This is a genomic window from Priestia sp. MDV22-iso46, assembly GCF_058629175.1.
Window position 1 is genome coordinate 673578 of the sequence record NZ_JBZVWT010000002.1, and the last position, 16890, is coordinate 690467.

The 16890-nt window shown below is 37.9% G+C and carries 20 protein-coding genes; 18 read left to right on the forward strand and 2 right to left on the reverse strand.

Annotated elements, in window-relative coordinates; genetic code table 11:
- From AC4NPH_RS15335 to AC4NPH_RS15365, 7 genes are all read left to right on the forward strand, one after another.
- Positions 1-1158 (forward strand): MFS transporter, encoded by a 1158-nt coding sequence (locus AC4NPH_RS15335; protein WP_098196906.1) that lies wholly within the window; start codon positions 1-3, stop codon positions 1156-1158.
- The gene (locus AC4NPH_RS15340; RefSeq protein ID WP_098196905.1) at positions 1155-2960 is read left to right on the forward strand and encodes an IucA/IucC family protein; all 1806 of its coding nucleotides are present in this window, start codon (positions 1155-1157) and stop codon (positions 2958-2960) included. The genes AC4NPH_RS15335 and AC4NPH_RS15340 overlap by 4 nt, the downstream gene beginning before the upstream one ends.
- 131 nt (positions 2961-3091) lie before the next feature.
- The gene (locus AC4NPH_RS15345) at positions 3092-3250 is read left to right on the forward strand and encodes a hypothetical protein (protein WP_013058748.1); all 159 of its coding nucleotides are present in this window, start codon (positions 3092-3094) and stop codon (positions 3248-3250) included.
- Positions 3247-4149, forward strand: coding sequence for a formyltetrahydrofolate deformylase (gene purU / locus AC4NPH_RS15350; RefSeq protein ID WP_025750221.1), 903 nt, complete (start codon positions 3247-3249; stop codon positions 4147-4149). Before AC4NPH_RS15345 ends, purU begins: the two co-directional genes overlap by 4 nt.
- A 144-nt stretch (positions 4150-4293) precedes the next feature.
- A complete protein-coding gene (locus tag AC4NPH_RS15355; protein WP_255255982.1) occupies positions 4294-4419 on the forward strand; it encodes a hypothetical protein in 126 nt (41 codons plus the stop codon).
- A gap of 177 nt (positions 4420-4596) precedes the next feature.
- Positions 4597-5391 (forward strand): thymidylate synthase, encoded by a 795-nt coding sequence (locus AC4NPH_RS15360; protein WP_013058746.1) that lies wholly within the window; start codon positions 4597-4599, stop codon positions 5389-5391.
- Positions 5388-5873: a dihydrofolate reductase gene (locus AC4NPH_RS15365; RefSeq protein WP_029323958.1), complete on the forward strand. Its 486-nt coding sequence runs from the start codon at positions 5388-5390 to the stop codon at positions 5871-5873. The genes AC4NPH_RS15360 and AC4NPH_RS15365 overlap by 4 nt, the downstream gene beginning before the upstream one ends.
- A 277-nt stretch (positions 5874-6150) precedes the next feature.
- Here the strand turns inward: AC4NPH_RS15365 and AC4NPH_RS15370 are convergent, their stop codons facing one another.
- Positions 6151-6369 (reverse strand): hypothetical protein, encoded by a 219-nt coding sequence (locus AC4NPH_RS15370; protein WP_029323955.1) that lies wholly within the window; start codon positions 6367-6369, stop codon positions 6151-6153.
- A 231-nt stretch (positions 6370-6600) separates the two neighbouring features.
- Here AC4NPH_RS15370 and ilvA point away from each other — a divergent pair, with 231 nt between their 5' ends.
- The 7 genes from ilvA (at position 6601) to AC4NPH_RS15405 (ending at position 13374) form a co-directional block, all read left to right on the forward strand.
- Entirely contained in the window at positions 6601-7872 is a 1272-nt protein-coding gene (gene ilvA / locus AC4NPH_RS15375; RefSeq protein WP_013084697.1) for a threonine ammonia-lyase IlvA, read from the forward strand.
- 161 nt (positions 7873-8033) lie between these two features.
- Positions 8034-8285 carry a YpmP family protein gene (locus tag AC4NPH_RS15380; RefSeq protein WP_013058743.1) on the forward strand — a complete coding sequence of 84 codons (252 nt, stop codon included), beginning with the start codon at positions 8034-8036 and terminating at the stop codon, positions 8283-8285.
- A gap of 170 nt (positions 8286-8455) precedes the next feature.
- Positions 8456-9298 (forward strand): DegV family protein, encoded by an 843-nt coding sequence (locus AC4NPH_RS15385; protein ID WP_013058742.1) that lies wholly within the window; start codon positions 8456-8458, stop codon positions 9296-9298.
- Between the two features lie 150 nt (positions 9299-9448).
- Positions 9449-11065: an ATP-binding protein gene (locus AC4NPH_RS15390; RefSeq protein ID WP_013058741.1), complete on the forward strand. Its 1617-nt coding sequence runs from the start codon at positions 9449-9451 to the stop codon at positions 11063-11065.
- Between the two features lie 24 nt (positions 11066-11089).
- A complete protein-coding gene (locus AC4NPH_RS15395; RefSeq protein WP_029323951.1) occupies positions 11090-11668 on the forward strand; it encodes an SCO family protein in 579 nt (192 codons plus the stop codon).
- 233 nt (positions 11669-11901) lie between these two features.
- Complete coding sequence (locus tag AC4NPH_RS15400) at positions 11902-12789, forward strand: SGNH/GDSL hydrolase family protein (RefSeq protein WP_230933461.1); 888 nt, start codon at positions 11902-11904, stop codon at positions 12787-12789.
- 12 nt (positions 12790-12801) lie between these two features.
- Positions 12802-13374 (forward strand): YpmS family protein, encoded by a 573-nt coding sequence (locus tag AC4NPH_RS15405; protein ID WP_013058738.1) that lies wholly within the window; start codon positions 12802-12804, stop codon positions 13372-13374.
- 31 nt (positions 13375-13405) lie between these two features.
- Here the strand turns inward: AC4NPH_RS15405 and AC4NPH_RS15410 are convergent, their stop codons facing one another.
- The gene (locus tag AC4NPH_RS15410; RefSeq protein ID WP_014458542.1) at positions 13406-14161 is read right to left on the reverse strand and encodes a DUF4397 domain-containing protein; all 756 of its coding nucleotides are present in this window, start codon (positions 14159-14161) and stop codon (positions 13406-13408) included.
- Between the two features lie 214 nt (positions 14162-14375).
- Here AC4NPH_RS15410 and AC4NPH_RS15415 point away from each other — a divergent pair, with 214 nt between their 5' ends.
- From AC4NPH_RS15415 to AC4NPH_RS15430, 4 genes are all read left to right on the forward strand, one after another.
- Positions 14376-14537: a hypothetical protein gene (locus AC4NPH_RS15415; protein ID WP_013058736.1), complete on the forward strand. Its 162-nt coding sequence runs from the start codon at positions 14376-14378 to the stop codon at positions 14535-14537.
- Entirely contained in the window at positions 14527-14952 is a 426-nt protein-coding gene (locus AC4NPH_RS15420) for a hypothetical protein (protein WP_013058735.1), read from the forward strand. The genes AC4NPH_RS15415 and AC4NPH_RS15420 overlap by 11 nt, the downstream gene beginning before the upstream one ends.
- Positions 14953-15043: 91 nt before the next feature.
- Positions 15044-15217, forward strand: a complete 174-nt coding sequence (locus AC4NPH_RS15425) for a YjcZ family sporulation protein (RefSeq protein WP_080518349.1) — start codon at positions 15044-15046, stop codon at positions 15215-15217.
- Positions 15218-15370: 153 nt separating this feature from the next.
- Positions 15371-16771, forward strand: coding sequence for an ATP-binding protein (locus AC4NPH_RS15430; protein WP_013058734.1), 1401 nt, complete (start codon positions 15371-15373; stop codon positions 16769-16771).
- Positions 16772-16890: the final 119 nt, after the last annotated feature.

A 16890-nucleotide genomic window follows, 5' to 3' on the forward strand; every position in this document is an offset into this window, starting at 1 on the left:
ATGATTTCTCCGCGCTTTGTTTTTATCTGTTTGTTTATGACCATGACGTCGGAAGTGTTATTATCACCATTTTATCCGCAGTATTTTACAAATGCTTTCCATGTAGATGGAGTCGCAATGACGTCTTTTTTTATTATTTGCTGCCGAATTGTGGTCATTGTTATGACTCCTTTATGGGGAATGCTGCTTAAGAAGTGGAAAGTACAACATATAATCGTAGCGTCACTTCTAATGACAGCCTTAATTAAAGTCATTCTGAGCGAAGTTTCTACTTTTTATGGATTTTTAGCCATTTCGTTAGTATTACTTGTGTTTCAAAGCAGTTTATATCTTTTGTACCCATATTTAGTAGGCGGCATGAAAAATGGACAGAAAAAGGCAAGTGCCGCAACAACCTATGTATTTATTGTTCATACGGCTATTATTGTCGCTAGCTTGTTTGGAAGTACGATTATTGCATGGGAAATGCCGCTTAAAGTATATCAGTACTTTGCTTTAGCTGATATGGTACTGGCCGTATGGCTCATAACAAGAAAAGCTTCATCTTTAAAAAAAGAAAAAACACCAACATACATTCAAAGTATAAACGAGCCTATTTTTTTCTATTTGCTGGCTATTTTCTTTTTTCACCTTGGACACAATGTCATTCGCCCTTATTTTACATTGTTTACAAGTGACACATATAGCATGAACAGTCGAGGCAGCGCTTTGTTATATGTGATGCCGAGCATTATGGCGATCGTCTTAAAGCTTACGGTACCTACAAAGCTATTTAATGGAAAAGTTATACCGCTTTTTTATAGCGTAACGGGTGCTAGTGCTTTACTGCTATTTTTGCAAGCATATGCCGATCATCTCAGCATATTTATTATAAGTCGAATTTTATATGGAGCCGGGTTTTATCTCAGCATGGTTATACTTGATATCTATTTATTTCAAAAAAGCAAAGAAGGAGCTGCTTACTATTACAGCTGGCTTATTGCTGTTCAAAATATTGCCCTGCTGATTGCACCGCTTTTAGCACTAGAAATCAGCAAAGTAAATTTAGCGCTTCCGTTAGCAGCTGGTGCTGCTGCTTTGCTAGCTGCTAGCGCTGTAATGCCGCTGCGTAATAAAACAATCCCTATTCTAAGACAAGTAAAGGAGAATGAAGGATGAAAATCAAAGAAACGAATCTTTCCGTATTTAATAAGCAATCATGGGAAAAAGCAAATCGCCAGCTTTTAGCTAAAATGCTGCAGGAATTCATGTATGAAAATATTATTGAGCCAAAACAGCTGCAAAAGCAGGGTGCGCTTGCCACGTATCGATGGGAAGACCACCGGGGCGTTACGTATACATATCAAGCGAAACAGCGATTGTTTGACAGTTTTTCTGTACTGCCAGAAAGTATTAAGCTGACATCTAAAGCGTCAACCCCTACACTTTCGGAGGCCTTGCAGCTGTTAATTAGCTTATCTGAAGACAAAGGAATGTCTAGCTCAACCGCAGGTCACTTAGCAAAAGAATATTTTCATACATTAATAGCAGACGTGCATTTGCAAAATCGAAAATCAGCTGATGAATTAGCAGGTATGGATTATGCGGAGCTAGAAGGTGAAATGACGGGACATCCTTGGATTACATACAACAAAGGGCGCATCGGATTTGGCTATGATGATTATCTGCGGTTTGCACCTGAGCAAAAACAAAAAATTAAGCTTTCATGGATTGCTGTTGCGAAGCAAATTGCTTCGTTTCATTCATTAGATACCCTCGGCTTCGATGATGTCATGGAGCAGGAGTTAAGCGGTAAGACGCTAGCTGAATTTGAAAAAGAATTAACAAGCCAAGACCTTTTAGCAGCGGACTATTACTATATTCCCGTCCATGAATGGCAGTGGATGAACGTGATTGTTCCTTTATTCGCTGAATACATTGCAAATGATTTAATTGTTCCGTTAGGAGAAGGTGAAGATCAATATTTTCCTCAGCAGTCGATTCGTACATTTGTGAATACAACAAATCGAGATAAATATCATGTGAAGCTTCCCATGAGTATATTAAATACGCTTGTGTACAGAGGCCTTCCAAGTGAGCGGACGGTAATTGCTCCTCAAGTAACTCAGCACATTAAAGGCATACGAGATCGCGATGCGTTTTTAAAAGATACGTGCAGAGTAGGACTTTTAGGTGAAGTGGCTACGTTAAACGTAACTCAGCCCACGTTTGCTTCTATTAAAAACGCGCCTTATCAGTATTTAGAAATGCTGGGAGTGGTTTGGCGTGAAAGCATCTATCGAGAGTTAGAAGAAGGAGAGCATGCGATTACGCTAGCTGCGCTTTTACATGTTGACAGTAAAGGGAAAGCTTTAGTTTCATCTTATATAGAAAAGTCGGGTTTAACTCCTGTCGAGTGGATTGATGCGTTAACCAGCGCTGTATTGCCGCCGCTTCTTCATTACTTATATCAATACGGTACTGTATTTTCCCCGCACGGTCAAAATACGGTACTGGTGCTTAAAAACAACAAGCCCGTTCGAATTATTATGAAAGATTTTGTAGACGACGTGAATATTAGCGATCAGCCGTTTGAAGAACTGCAGCAGCTATCTTTTGAACTGAAAGAAGTGTTGCGCAGCGAAGAGCCGGAAGGACTGACGCAGTTTATTTTAACAGGGTTATTTGTTTGTCACTTCCGCTATTTAGCGACTATTTTAGAAGAGCATGAAGGCGTAGAAGAAGCGGAATTTTGGAAAAGTGTACGAGCAGAAATTTTACATTATCAAGCATCATTTCCACATTTGAAAAAACGATTTGAATTGTTTGATTTATTACGTCCAACCATTACGAAATTAACGTTAAATCGAAATCGAATGTTTGATTACGGATACGAAGATGACGGAGATCGTCCTCACGCAAGCGAATATGGAAAGGTACGAAATGCCTTGCATGAAGTTAGTGAAAAAGCTGTGCAATAATAAGGAAAAGCCGCTGGTGTTGTGCTAGCGGCTTTTTTATGTTTAATTCAAAAGCAGCAAGAGAATTGGATGAGCTACAGCACTTTAGGAAACACTCATTTTAGGTATGTGTAGAACGTAAAGGTGAGTGAATGAACGATTTGATGGGAGTAGATGTTAGAACAACAAGTACACAAGCTGAAGCAAACGTTTCGGCTTTCTTTTGTCAAAGCCTTATTTCAATGTCGCATCGCTGCAAGGATAATGGTACAATTGTCTGTATATTTAAAAAAAGAGAGGGAATTACATGAAATCGCATATTCAAAAACATTTAACTTCATATAAAGAGAAATATAAAAATCGCGGTCGGCTGCTAATTAGCTGTCCGGACAAACCGGGTATTGTAGCCGCTGTGTCTACGTTTTTACATGAGCACGGTGCAAATATTGTAGAATCAAGTCAACATTCAACGAACCATGAAGGGGGTATGTTTTTTATCCGTTTCGAATTTGAATGTGAGGATTTATTAGCTAAAGAAGTAAAGCTAGAAGAAAGCTTCAAAAAAATTGCCGATACGTTTTCAATGAACTGGCAGTTTACATATGCTCATAATTTGAAAAAAACAGCTATTTTTGTGTCAAAGGAGCCTCATTGTCTACTAGAGCTGCTGTGGGCATGGGAAAGCGGAGATTTGATGACAGACATCGCTGTCGTTGTGAGCAATCACGAAGATGCGCGCGAAGTGGTTGAATCATTCGGTATACCGTTTAAGCATATACCGGCGACAAAAGACATTCGCCAAGAAGCAGAAGCCAAACAGCTGCAGGTATTAAAAGATTATAATATTGACGTAATTATCTTGGCGCGTTATATGCAAATTTTAACGCCGACTTTTGTGGCTGAAAATCCATATCGTATCATTAATATTCACCATTCATTCTTACCGGCATTCATCGGAGCACGCCCCTATGAACGCGCATATCAACGAGGTGTAAAATTAATTGGTGCTACGTCTCACTATGTAACGGACGACTTGGATGAAGGACCAATTATTGAACAAGATATTGAACGCGTGAACCACCGTGATGATGCGGATGACTTAAAGAAAAAAGGCCGCTTAATTGAACGTACGGTGCTCGCACGTGCTGTAAAATGGCATTTAGAAGACCGCATTTTAGTGCATGAAAACCGCACAATTGTATTTAATTAACAAAGACTAAGCTATTAAAAAAGTAGTTTAGCCGAAGGAAGATCCGAACGATGAATCGAAATTCTTGAGAGAGAATGAAATTCGTTCGGATTTTTTTATGGTGATAGTAAACGTAGATTTCATCTATTTAGTTGCTTCTAGCGGTTGATTGGAGGGCAAGGCGAAGACTCCTGCGGGAAAAGCGGAATCGGTGAGACTCCGCAGGAGCGCAAGCGACGAGGAGGCTCATCGGCCGCCAGCCTTGCACGGAGATCAACCGCGGTGTCATAAGCGATTCATAAGCGATCATTTAATTGATTTTGTTAGGTCTCATCCTCGTTTTTTTCGGGGAAATCGTGTATCTAAATGATAAAAAACTTTTCTACATGAGCTGAGATTTAGTTGTTTACTTAGCTCGTGAACACTTATACAATAGAAAAGGACTTTTTAATAAAGGAAGTGTCGGAAGTGAAACAATATCTTGAACTTTGCGAGCATGTGTTAGCAAATGGAACAAAAAAAGAAGATCGGACAGGAACAGGTACAATTAGCACATTTGGCTATCAAATGCGTTTTAATTTACAAGAAGGTTTCCCGGTATTAACGACAAAAAAACTTCATTTGAAATCAATTATTCATGAACTGCTTTGGTTTTTACAAGGAGATACAAACGTTAAGTATTTACAAGATAACGGCGTGCGCATTTGGAATGAATGGGCGGATGAAAACGGGGAGCTTGGTCCTGTGTATGGCCATCAGTGGCGTTCATGGCCAACGCCGGACGGAGAAAAAATTGATCAAATTACAAATGTTATCAATCAAATTAAAAACAACCCTGATTCTCGCCGCTTAATGGTAAGCGCCTGGAATGTGTCTGATGTAGACAATATGGCTTTACCGCCGTGTCACTGCTTATTTCAGTTTTATGTAGCGGACGGCAAATTGTCTTGTCAATTGTATCAGCGCTCAGCTGATATTTTCCTAGGCGTACCGTTTAATATTGCTTCATATGCGCTGCTTACAATGATGGTGGCACAAGTGTGTGATTTAGAGCCAGGTGATTTTGTTCATACGTTTGGCGATGCGCATATTTACAGCAATCACATTGAACAAGTAAACCTGCAGTTAACGCGTGAGCCTCATGCTTTGCCAAAAATGAAAATCAATCCAGACGTAAAATCAATTTTTGACTTTAAATTTGAAGACTTTGAGCTAGTAGACTATAATGCGCATCCTCACATCAAAGGAGCTGTGAGCGTATGATTTCCCTCATTGTCGCAATGGATCAAAACAGGCTGATCGGTAAAGAAAATGATTTGCCATGGCGTCTTCCGGAAGATTTAAAGTATTTCAAACGCATCACAACGAGTCATACCATTATAATGGGAAGAAAAACATTTGAATCAATTGGACGACCGCTCCCTAATCGCGAGAATGTGGTTCTTACGCGTCAAAAAGATTATCAACAAGAAGGAGCAACCGTTATTCATTCAGTTGAGGAATTAGAAGCATTAGATGCTGAAAAAAAAGACGAGCTGTTCGTGATTGGCGGAGCTACTCTGTATGAGCAAACATTAGACGTTGCAAACCGACTTTATATTACGCATATTGAAGAATCCTTTGAAGGAGATACACATTTTCCTGCGATTGATTTGAGCGAATGGAAAGTTATTTCGAAGCAGCAAGGAATTAAAGATGAAAAAAATCCCTACACGTATTATTTTACCGTATACGAGCGAAGCTGATCTCTTTTGTTTATAAAAAACGCGAGTCTGGTACAAAAGTATGTTAGTCGAAGAAAGATCCGAACGTTGAATCGTTCGGATCTTTTCATTATGAGGGTGAAGGTAGATTTCATGTATGTAGGTGCTTTTAGCAGTTGATTGGAGGCTCACCAGCCGCCCGCGAAAAGCGAAGTCTCGCATGGAAATCAAATGCGGTGTAACAAGCACCCCCTACTAGCTAGCTCCTATACTCCATTTATTCGTCTTTAGATTGATTTCGTTATGTTTCAATCTCTTTTTATATTGATTTTAATTGCTTCATCATTTCGTGAAAAGCCGCTGGGCTCACAAACTGTTCAGTGCTCCAGTTAGCTTCAATCCATTGAATCAGCTCGCTTGGTGTATTAAAAACTTCTCCGCTCGTATCTGCTTTGCGAAGCATGTATCTACCGTTTTCTTCATCTGCAACTATTTCGCACGGAACGGCACTTTCATGACTTTGAAGCGAAAACTCCATTTATTCCACAACCTTTCTTAATTTATACCTGTTATCGCATCAGCTGCATGTAGAAAGTATGGGCAATTTTGTAAGTCTATTTAGCGTTTGCTAAACATATGTAAAGTATGTGGACAGTAAAATAGTTGGAAAAGTTTTTTTAGTTATTATTAATGAAAAATAATGATTTTTCTAAATTTTTTGTGATATAATGTACAAATTAATAATGGTAGAAGAGGAAGGAAGTTGGTTATGAAACAACAAGTAGATAATCGAACAAAACACGTACATTTAGAGGACATCATGATTGCAAATCAATTGATTAAAGATGTTGTTGTGCATACACCACTACAGCGTAATGACGTTTTGTCTGAACGATATGAATGTAATATCTATTTAAAACGTGAGGATTTACAGGTGGTGCGCTCATTTAAAATTCGCGGTGCGTACAATCGAATCAAAAAGTTATCCCCAGAAGAATTAGAAAATGGAATTGCCTGTGCAAGTGCAGGAAACCACGCACAAGGTGTAGCATATGCGTGCCGTCATTTAAATATCGATGGTAAAATCTTTATGCCGAGCACAACGCCGCGCCAAAAAATTAATCAAGTGAAATTTTTAGGCAAAGATAACGTAAAGGTCGTACTAATCGGAGATACGTTTGATGATTCTTATGAACAAGCTATTGCATGCAGTGAAGAGGAACATCGTACATTTATTCACCCATTTAATGATGTAGACGTTATTGCAGGGCAGGGTACAGTAGCCGTTGAAATGTTCAATGACTGTGAAGATGAAATTGACTACGTATTTGCGGGTATCGGCGGGGGCGGATTAATTTCCGGTGTCGGCACATACGTAAAAAGCATCTCGCCTCAAACAGCTGTAATTGGGGTAGAACCAGCAGGCGCGCCTGGCATGCAGACATCTTTAGCAAATGGAAATGTAGTGACGCTACCGGCAATCGATCCATTTGTAGACGGAGCAGCTGTTAAAACAGTCGGAACGCTTCCGTATGACATCAGTAAAGAGCTTGTGGACGATATTGTAGTTGTTCCTGAAGGCAAGGTTTGCACAACCATTTTATCTCTATACAATGAAAATGCGATTGTAGCAGAACCAGCAGGAGCTCTTTCGATTGCTGCTCTTGACTCATACCGTGAGCAAATTAAAGGAAAAACGGTTGTTTGCGTCATCAGCGGAGGAAACAATGACATTGGACGTATGCAAGAAATCAAAGAACGTTCGATGATTTATGAAGGATTACAGCATTATTTTATCGTTAATTTCCCTCAGCGCGCAGGAGCTCTTCGTGAATTTCTAGACGAAGTGCTTGGACCGACAGACGATATTTCGCGCTTTGAGTATACGAAAAAGAATAACAAAGACAGCGGACCAGCACTTGTTGGAATCGAGCTCAAGCATAAAGAAGATTATTATCCACTGATTAATCGTATGGATAAAAAAGGATTCCCTTACACAGAAATTAATAAAGAAAGCAACTTGTTTCACTTATTTATTTAAATAGAAGGTCATTTTAAAAAGGAATGCTTCATCAACTGTCGAATAAGTTGATGAAGCATTTTTATTTTAAAGAATATTTGTGTTTTCTTTTTATTTTATCAAGACAGAAAGTGCCTTAAGCATTATAATAAAATAAACGGGTAAAAAGAGGGTTGATCGCCTTGCTATTAAAAAGCCTTGAATTTAAACATGTCAGTGGTCAAAAAGTAAAAATTACTGAAATTCCAGTTTTAGAGGAAAATAGCACGTTTCGGTTCATGTTATCTGCAAAACTTGATTTATTTATTAGACAAATCACGAACGAATCAGTTCCGAAGCAAACCTACTCGTTTCAAGAATATTTAAAACGCGTGTTGAAATGGAAAGATTACGAACAGCTCTTTAAGTCTCATGTATTAAAACATAATGCATAAACGTAAAAGTTGACTTTTCTGAATATTTCAGCAGAGTCAACTTTTTTTTGTTGATATAAAAGGTTGAACATGCGTTTTACGAATTAGCAAAACTTGCATTCTATTATAACTATATTGTTGTAAGTGTTCATGTTATACTAGTCTGCAATGCATCTTATAGGGGTGAACACATGGCGAAAATTAAAGTGGTAACGGATTCAACAATTGATTTAACGTTGGAAGAAGCTGAAAAGTACGGTATTGAGATGATACCTTTATGTATTAACATTGATAATGAAACGTATTTAGATCGCGTGGAATTAACGCCGACAGATTTTATTGAAAAAATGAAAAATTCAAAAGAATTACCAAAAAGCTCTCAGCCAGCTATTGGTTCTTTTGTTGAAGTATATGAACGATTGGTTAGTGAAGGGTATGACGTCATTTCGATTCATATGACTGGGGGAATGAGCGGAACTGTTCGAGCAGCTGAAAGCGCGGCTCAAATGGTAGAAGGAAACATCACCGTTGTTGATTCTATGTACATTACAAAAGCTCTTTCGTTTCAAGTCTTTGAAGCGGTGAAAATGATTGAAGATGGGCATACAGTAGAAGAAATTATCACACGCTTGGAAGAGGTGCGTCAAAATACGAATCTTTTTGTCGTAGTTGATACGCTTGAAAATTTGGTTAAAGGTGGACGTATTGGACGAGGAAAAGGATTGATCGGTTCTCTTTTAAATATTAAGCCGATTGCTTCTCTAGCTGACGGAGTATATACTCCTGTTGCTAAAGTGCGCAGCCATTCTCAAATTGTTAAGTTTTTAACGAAACAGTTCGAAGAGCATACAGAAGGAAAAAGTATTAAAGGAGTAGGGCTTGTACATGCAGATGGATTTGGACTCGCCTCTAAGTTAAAAGAATCAATTGTGAAGGCAAGGGGCTATACGCAATTTTCGATTGAAGATACGACGCCTATTATCTCGACGCATACAGGTATTGGTGCAATTGGTTTTATGTATTTTGCTGAATAAAGTGGGTTGCTTTTTGCAAGTCACTTTTTTGGCTTTCTCTTTTTTGGAAAAAGGGGAAAGAGAAGTGGACGAACGTGTGATATAATAGAATCAACTTTCTACCAGCGAATGCTGTGCTGGTTACTATTCTTTTGAATCCGGAGTATACCGATGAAAAAATATATTCGAAATTTGAGTGTGTTTAACAAAACGGTTTTATTTTCTACTTTAATTGTAGTTGCCCTTGGAGTCATTTCTTTAGCCATTAGCTATCAAGTTCAAAAAAAGATGGCAAAAGAGACACTAACGCAGCACGCGTTAATTATGGCTGATTTATGGAGGGAGTCTTTATCTAAACAAGACGTAATAGCAGCAGTGGATTCAAGGAACGGGACGATTCCTGAAAAAGACGAGCTAGAAAAGCAGTTTAGAAAGATTTATGAATTGCATCCGTCGTACTTGCAGGGATATATTATGACGACCGAAAAATTCAAGTCGCATGGAAATAAGATTATCGTAACAGCGAATAAGAAAATTAAGCAATCACTAGAGCCGTCCATGATTTATTATGGAGGAGAAGAATTTTACAAATCATTTAAGCAAGCAGAACAAGAAAAGAAGAATATCGTAACATCTACATACAAAGACGAATTCGGGACGTGGATCACCGTTTTATCGCCTATTACAAACAGCTCCGGAAAAGTCGTGGCTATGCTTGGTGTAGATATAGATGCGAGCGCTATCTATATCTACCAAAAACGTTTAATTGTGGCTTTGATCGTTGCATTTACGATTTTGTTTACCTTCATTATTGTTATTCAAGACTGGGGACTAAGGCGATTAATGTCGCCCCTAGGGGAATTAATAGAAGGAATTCAAGCAGTAAGTCAAGGTAAGTTTGATGTGAAGCTGACACATGAAAATGATTCTGAGTTAGGGAATGTACACACAAGATTTAATGAAATGACCGAGCGGCTTCAGCAGCTTTTTCAACAAGTGTCAGCAACAAAAGAACAGCTGAACGTAGAAACGAATTTCAGTCATTCAAAAGATGGAATTGCTAAAGCGATTGATGAATTAGAAGTTATTATGGAAAAAACGAGGATGCAAAAGGAATTGCAGCGAGCAGAGAAAATGAATGCAATTGGTCAATTAGCTGCTTCTGTAGCCCATGAAATTCGAAATCCTATGACGGTGGTAAAAGGGTTTTTACAGCTGTTTCAAGATAACACAAAGCTTTCAAACACTGAATTAAGTTACATTCATCTTATGATTAACGAAATGGACCGAGCGGAAGCGATTATTCATGACTATTTATCTTTAGCCAAGCCGGATGTTCATCAGCATCGTTTTATTAACTGCTTAGAGTGTGTTACAAGCTTAGTAGACTTATTATCTTCTTATGCTTTGTTAACAAACAATATACTCATAGAATTAGACGCAAAAGAAGAGATGTATGTTCGCGGCAGCCGAAACGAATTGAATCAAGTTCTGCTTAATATTATGAAAAATGGAATTGAAGCCATGAGAAATGGAGGAACGCTTCGAGTAGGGCTTTACAAGCGAGAAGGGCATGTACATATTCAAATTGAAGATACTGGTATAGGCATGACCAGTGAACAAGTGAACCGGCTGGGAACAGCGTTTTATTCTTTAAAAGAAAAAGGAACAGGGATTGGTCTGATGGTGTCTTATCAACTGGTCGAACAAATGAATGGAAGAATTGAAGTGGAAAGCATACCAGGAAAAGGTTCAACGTTTACCTTGATTTTCCCTAGCTATGACTAAACTTTAACCGTGCAGGAGGAACATATGAAAAGCTGGTCTTATAAATTGTTTTTTTTACTGCTCATTAGTTGTATGATGTTAACAGCCTGTGGTTCCAAAATAGAAAATCCGCTTAATTGGAAGATGGACTCTTTTTCTTATGTTAACCAAGATCAAAAGAAAGTAGGGCTAAGTCAGCTGAAAGGGAACGTTTGGGTAGCTAACTTTATCTTCACAAGCTGCGAAACCGTATGTCCCCCAATGACGGCTCATATGGCTAAATTACAAAAAATGGCCAAGGATGAAGGGCTGGACGTTCGCTTTGTTTCATTTAGCGTAGACCCTGAAGTGGATACTCCACTGAAAATGAAGGACTATGCGACTAAATTTGGCGCTGATTTTTCGAATTGGGATTTCTTAACGGGTTATAAACAAGCGGAAATTGAAAAGTTTGCGCTGGACCAATTTAAAACGATTGTGAAAAAGCCGCAAGAAAATCCGCAGGTTATTCACGGCACGGATTTTTTTCTAATTGACAAAGATGGAGTCGTTCAAAAATCTTATCAAGGAGTGACTGATCCTCCTTATGAAGATATGTTAAAAGATATCAAAACCCTTCAGTAAGAGCTATAAATCCGTCAAATCTATCCGCCAAACACAGCTATCTTTATAGTGATGTGTTAGCGGATATTTTTATGAAAGAAACATGCTTATCCTTTTTTTTACATATACTATATATAAGAAACGTAGTAAAATATCAACTTGACATAGTATGATAAGATATAAAGATATAGTTATTCAGAGCGGTAAGCAGTATTGCTTGTGACAGCGAGAATACAGCATAGTTAGTAGGTGTTATGATGAGAAAATGGAAAAGTATAGTGATAAGCAGTATGAGTGCGGTGGTGTTAGCGAGCTGTTCGACGACGACTTTTTTGCCAACGGACAATAAAGAAGAAGCCGTTCAGAAAGAAGTGGATTTAACACCTAAAAAGCATATTCCGAAAGGCTTTTTTCCTGTAGATTTAGATATTGTAGCCATTGGTGACTCATTAACAGAAGGAGTAGGAGATGAGTCTAAAAAAGGCGGTTATGTACCATACTTAACTAAATACCTTTCTAAACAAAATGAAGTGCAAAATGTACGAACAGAGAATTTAGGTAAAAGAGGAAACCGGACGGATCAGCTATTAGCGAGGTTAAATCAGCCGGGAGTAGCAGCTGAAGTATCAAGAGCAGACATCGTTTTCTTGACGATTGGCGGCAATGACGTGATGAAAGTGGTAAGAGATTACTTTTACAATATCTCAATTAAGACGTTTGAATCACAGCAGTCAAAATATGAAAAACGTCTAAATGACGTGTTTTCACGTATACGTAAGCTTAATCCTAATGCTCATATTTATTTAATTGGTTTTTATAATCCATTCTTTAAATCGTTAAGTGATGTGAAAGAAATTAATGTTGTTATTAATGAATGGAATGCGGCAAGCGAGAAAATTGCTTCTCAATATGATAATGTAAGTTATGTAAAAATTGATGATATTTTTTATGATTCTGACGTAAATTTATTAGGGAAAGACGAGTTTCACCCTAATAAAAAAGGGTACAAACTAATGGCTGAGCGCATTAGTAAATCAATGGAGGAAGAAGATCCTCTCGTTGGAGACCAGAAAAAGGAAACAGCAGAAGAAGTTACATCTGATGAAAAAGAGAAAAACACGAAAGAGAGTGGGAACGAGTAAGGAGATTGTTATATGAAGAAGTGGAAAACCCTATTTATCGCGTTATTAGGGATTAATGTTCTAGGGGCTATCCTTATTATTGCGTTTATTTTTCAACCGGTTGACAAGGCCAATCCAACTCCCTCTGAAAAAGTAGAAGGAGACGCAGAACTAACTATTTTGGCTAAAAAAGCGGACTTAAATGTACTGATTGATAAATATTTAAAAAAAGAGTTTAAGAATCAGCCGCTTAACTACAAAATTACTCTTACCGATGTAGTAAGAGTAGATGGTACGATTCAAGTATTCGGCGATGATATTAATATTCGAATGACATTTGATCCAATCGTACAAAAAAATGGAGATATTGTGCTTGAACAGCAGTCACTTTCTGTTGGAAAGCTGCAGCTTCCTGTCCGCACAGTGCTTCGATACGTGAATAATAACTTTGCGCTACCAGAATGGGTAACGATTGATCCAAAGAATGAATCAGTATACGTAGCGTTACAGCAGATGAAGTTAGAGAGTGATTTTGCTGTAAAAGTACAAAAGTTTGATTTAAAAAATGATGATATTCGCGTACGTTTAATTTCGCGCAGTGAATAAAAAAACCTTCCTATTTGGAAGGTTTTTTTTGTTAACGATCTTGGGAAATCAGCGCTTCTAACGCAGGACGGTTCTTAGCAAATCCGACGGCATATACCGTATATGTTCGATTCGGACGAAGGTTCAGTGCCGGGATTTCGAGTACTACATTTTTGGTTCCCGCTATGCGCACACTAAGTTGAACATGCATGGGGGATAAAGGCAAATATTTTGTGACTTCTTTAAACTGCACTCCAGAAAAAATGACGTCTCCGCCTCTAGCTGCAATATCCACAGCAGGAGCATCAGGAGAAAGATGCACAAACCGAAGCTTTGTTTCTCCACTTGGTACATCCGTATTGTCATAGATAAATAATAAATCAAGCTTATTTAGCTCATCTACCGCCGCTACCGTGTAATTTTGGTTTCCTTCAAATGTAAATGATTCCGTTAAAACAGGTCTTCCCGTTTCTCCAGCGGGATAAATAGAAATTGTATATCTTCCAGGTTCTTGTAATTCAATATAATCTGTTTCTTGTTTATAAGTTAAATTGCGAATCACTCGTTTGTTGTTAATATAAATATCTACAGATGGAGAATCTGGAGAAGCGTGAAGTATACGAATTTGCGGTGGATTTACGCGTAAATTCGTATTTTCAGAAGAAGTTAAGATGGCCTGCTGGATATAGTACAAATGCTTTTGATAATAATGAATATGCTTAGATGGATCACTATACTTATAGTAGTTAGCTAGAAAATCGTATTTCATTGCTTTTTTGATATATTGATCAAAGGAATAATTAGCCATATGTTCAGCTCCCTTATTGTCGGAGTATAAAAACATTTCCATACGTAACCAAACATATGCTAAAACTCATAATTTATGCCGATCACTGATCACTCCCGAGACCTCCAAGAAGAAACAATGAGCCAAATGCCCTCTATGTGCATATACTGAATCAAATTATTGACTGAAGGCTTATTGTACGACCGAATTTAGTATAGAAAAAAGGAGTGAGAGCATGCGCGATTTTTATGCTCGGATGCTACGGTTAATTATGTTAAGTTTTTTACTGCTGCTACTTTTGATTCAATTTACAGGGCGCTCTACTTCATTTAATCACATTACCCCCGCGCTAAATAAAGTAACCGAGCGAATTGAGCTGATTACCTATGATCAATAAATGTATGTTTTCTGCGTTTCGATATGTACTTGTTCTTTATGCTATCTGCTTTACATTTTTATTTGTTAGTACAGTTCCAAGCCTATTTGGTTTCACTGTGACCGTTCAAGAAACGGATTATCACCACCTGCATCGCGGAGATATAGTTGTCTTTAGAGACGAATCATCTTCTTCAAAGAATGAACTTGTACTGGCCCATAATCAAGAGCTAGATGTACTGGTTACAGCTCAAAGAGATTCTTTGTCTGCCTCTTTTAAAGTGATTGGAAGCTACGCATACCATCTCCCGTATATAGGGGTCATTATTGAGTTTATGAAAGATTTTACTACGTTACTGGTGATGGGAAGTATTTTACTTTTGTTGTTTTCGTATACGCTGCAGCCCAAAAGGCGAATATGGCGTAAGAGAAAGTAAAAAATGGGCGAATGCACATACAGGACAATCAACTAACGCATATAAAGTACAGTGTACGAAATGAATAAAAAAAACAAGAGGAGAGATTGCTATGTATAACTACGATTGTTACGATCCATGCCATCACGGAGGCTATCACCACCTATATGATACTTGCCACTATCCAATTGGCGGTTATCATCATTGCGGAACGGGCCAGTCATTTGCATTGATTGTTGTGCTATTTATTTTATTAATCATCATTGGCTGCACCTGTTTTTGCTGATTAGATCTCATTTGCTCGCATGTGCGAGCTTTTTATAACAGATGGAAAAGGACAAACTTACATATAAATTGTTTAAATAATAAAAAAATTTTGCCAAATCAACATTTACCATATTATACTATAGCTAGTAACTCAATAAGCGAAGGTGAATATATGGAAAAGGAAAAAGTATTTCAACAGCTATTTTCAATGTCATTTACACCAATGCTCGTAATGAATATGGATGGAGATATTCAAATTTTAAATGAAGCGTGCTGCCACCTTTTTAAAACAACGGAGGAACGACTTCTTTCCTGTAATGTATTTGAAGAGCCAAATCGCTTTTTTATTGAAAAGCATGAAGTGGAACCGTTAAGAAAGCAAGAGGAAGAAGTTGTTTTACTTAAGAAAAAAGTAGATCAGCAGTTTCCGATGCACATCCATATTCAGCGCACGGAAGGGGATATTCCGCTCTTAGTTGTTCAGTGGAAAGAGTTTTCCTCAAGTATTGAAAAGCAAGAGGAAGTCATTCGAAAAATGAAGCAATATAAGCAGTTTGTCCAGCAAAGCCAAGATGCATTTATTGTAACAAGAGAAGGCAGAATTCAATATTTGAATCCCGCTGGTGTTAAACTTCTTGGCGGCGAGAAAAAAGAAGAGTATATCGGGCGTCCTTGGCTTCATTTTATTCACCCCGAACATTTAGAAATCGTAAAAGAACGAATGGTTCAGCTGATGAATGGAATGTCCGTGAGGCCGCGTGTTGATGTGAAACTATTGACTAAAAAAGGAGTCGTCATTATTGAATCTTCGGCAACCAAAATTAAGTTTGAAGGACAGGATGCCATTCAGTATATTATTCGCGACGTAACGGATCGAAAAAAATATGATGAAATGGCAAGCAAATCTGAAAAGCTTACAATGGTGAGCAAGTTAGCGGCAGGAGTAGCACATGAAATTCGTAATCCAATGACGGCGATTAAAGGGTTTATTCAGCTGTTAAAAGCATCGAAACAGTACAACGAAGAATACAATGATATTATGCTTGAAGAATTGAATCGCGTCGAATCCATTATTCAAGAATTTTTAACGCTGGCCAAGCCTAAAATTGAAAATTCATACCACCCCAAAAGTCTCAATCAAATCATACGTCATGTGACATTACTATTAGATACACACGCCAATTATAAAAATTGTCGTATTATTAATGAGATTAGTGATGAGATTACAATCTTTTGTGAAGAAAATGCGCTTAAACAAGTTTTTATTAATTTAATTCAAAATGCGCTTGAGTCAATGAGCAAAGGGACAGTTAAAGTCACCGTTGAGAAAAGAAATGAATACGGCATGGTCATTATCGAGGATGAAGGCTGTGGAATTGATGAGCAATCTTTAGCTCGGCTAGGTGAACCGTTTTATTCCACTAAACAAACAGGAACGGGGCTAGGGTTAATGATTAGCTACCGAATAATCGAACAGCATCAAGGGCATATTTCATTTGCGAGTAAAGTAGGAGTAGGAACAAAAGTAGAAATTGCTCTTCCGTACATTAAAGAACCAGTGAACATTTCATAGCGCTTGCTATTCGTTCACTGGTTTTTATTTGTTTGGAATAAAAACGAATGTTTTTTTAATATTTTATTTTAATGTTCGTGTATATTGTTGACTAAAGGGTTTGTTTTTGATATATTATC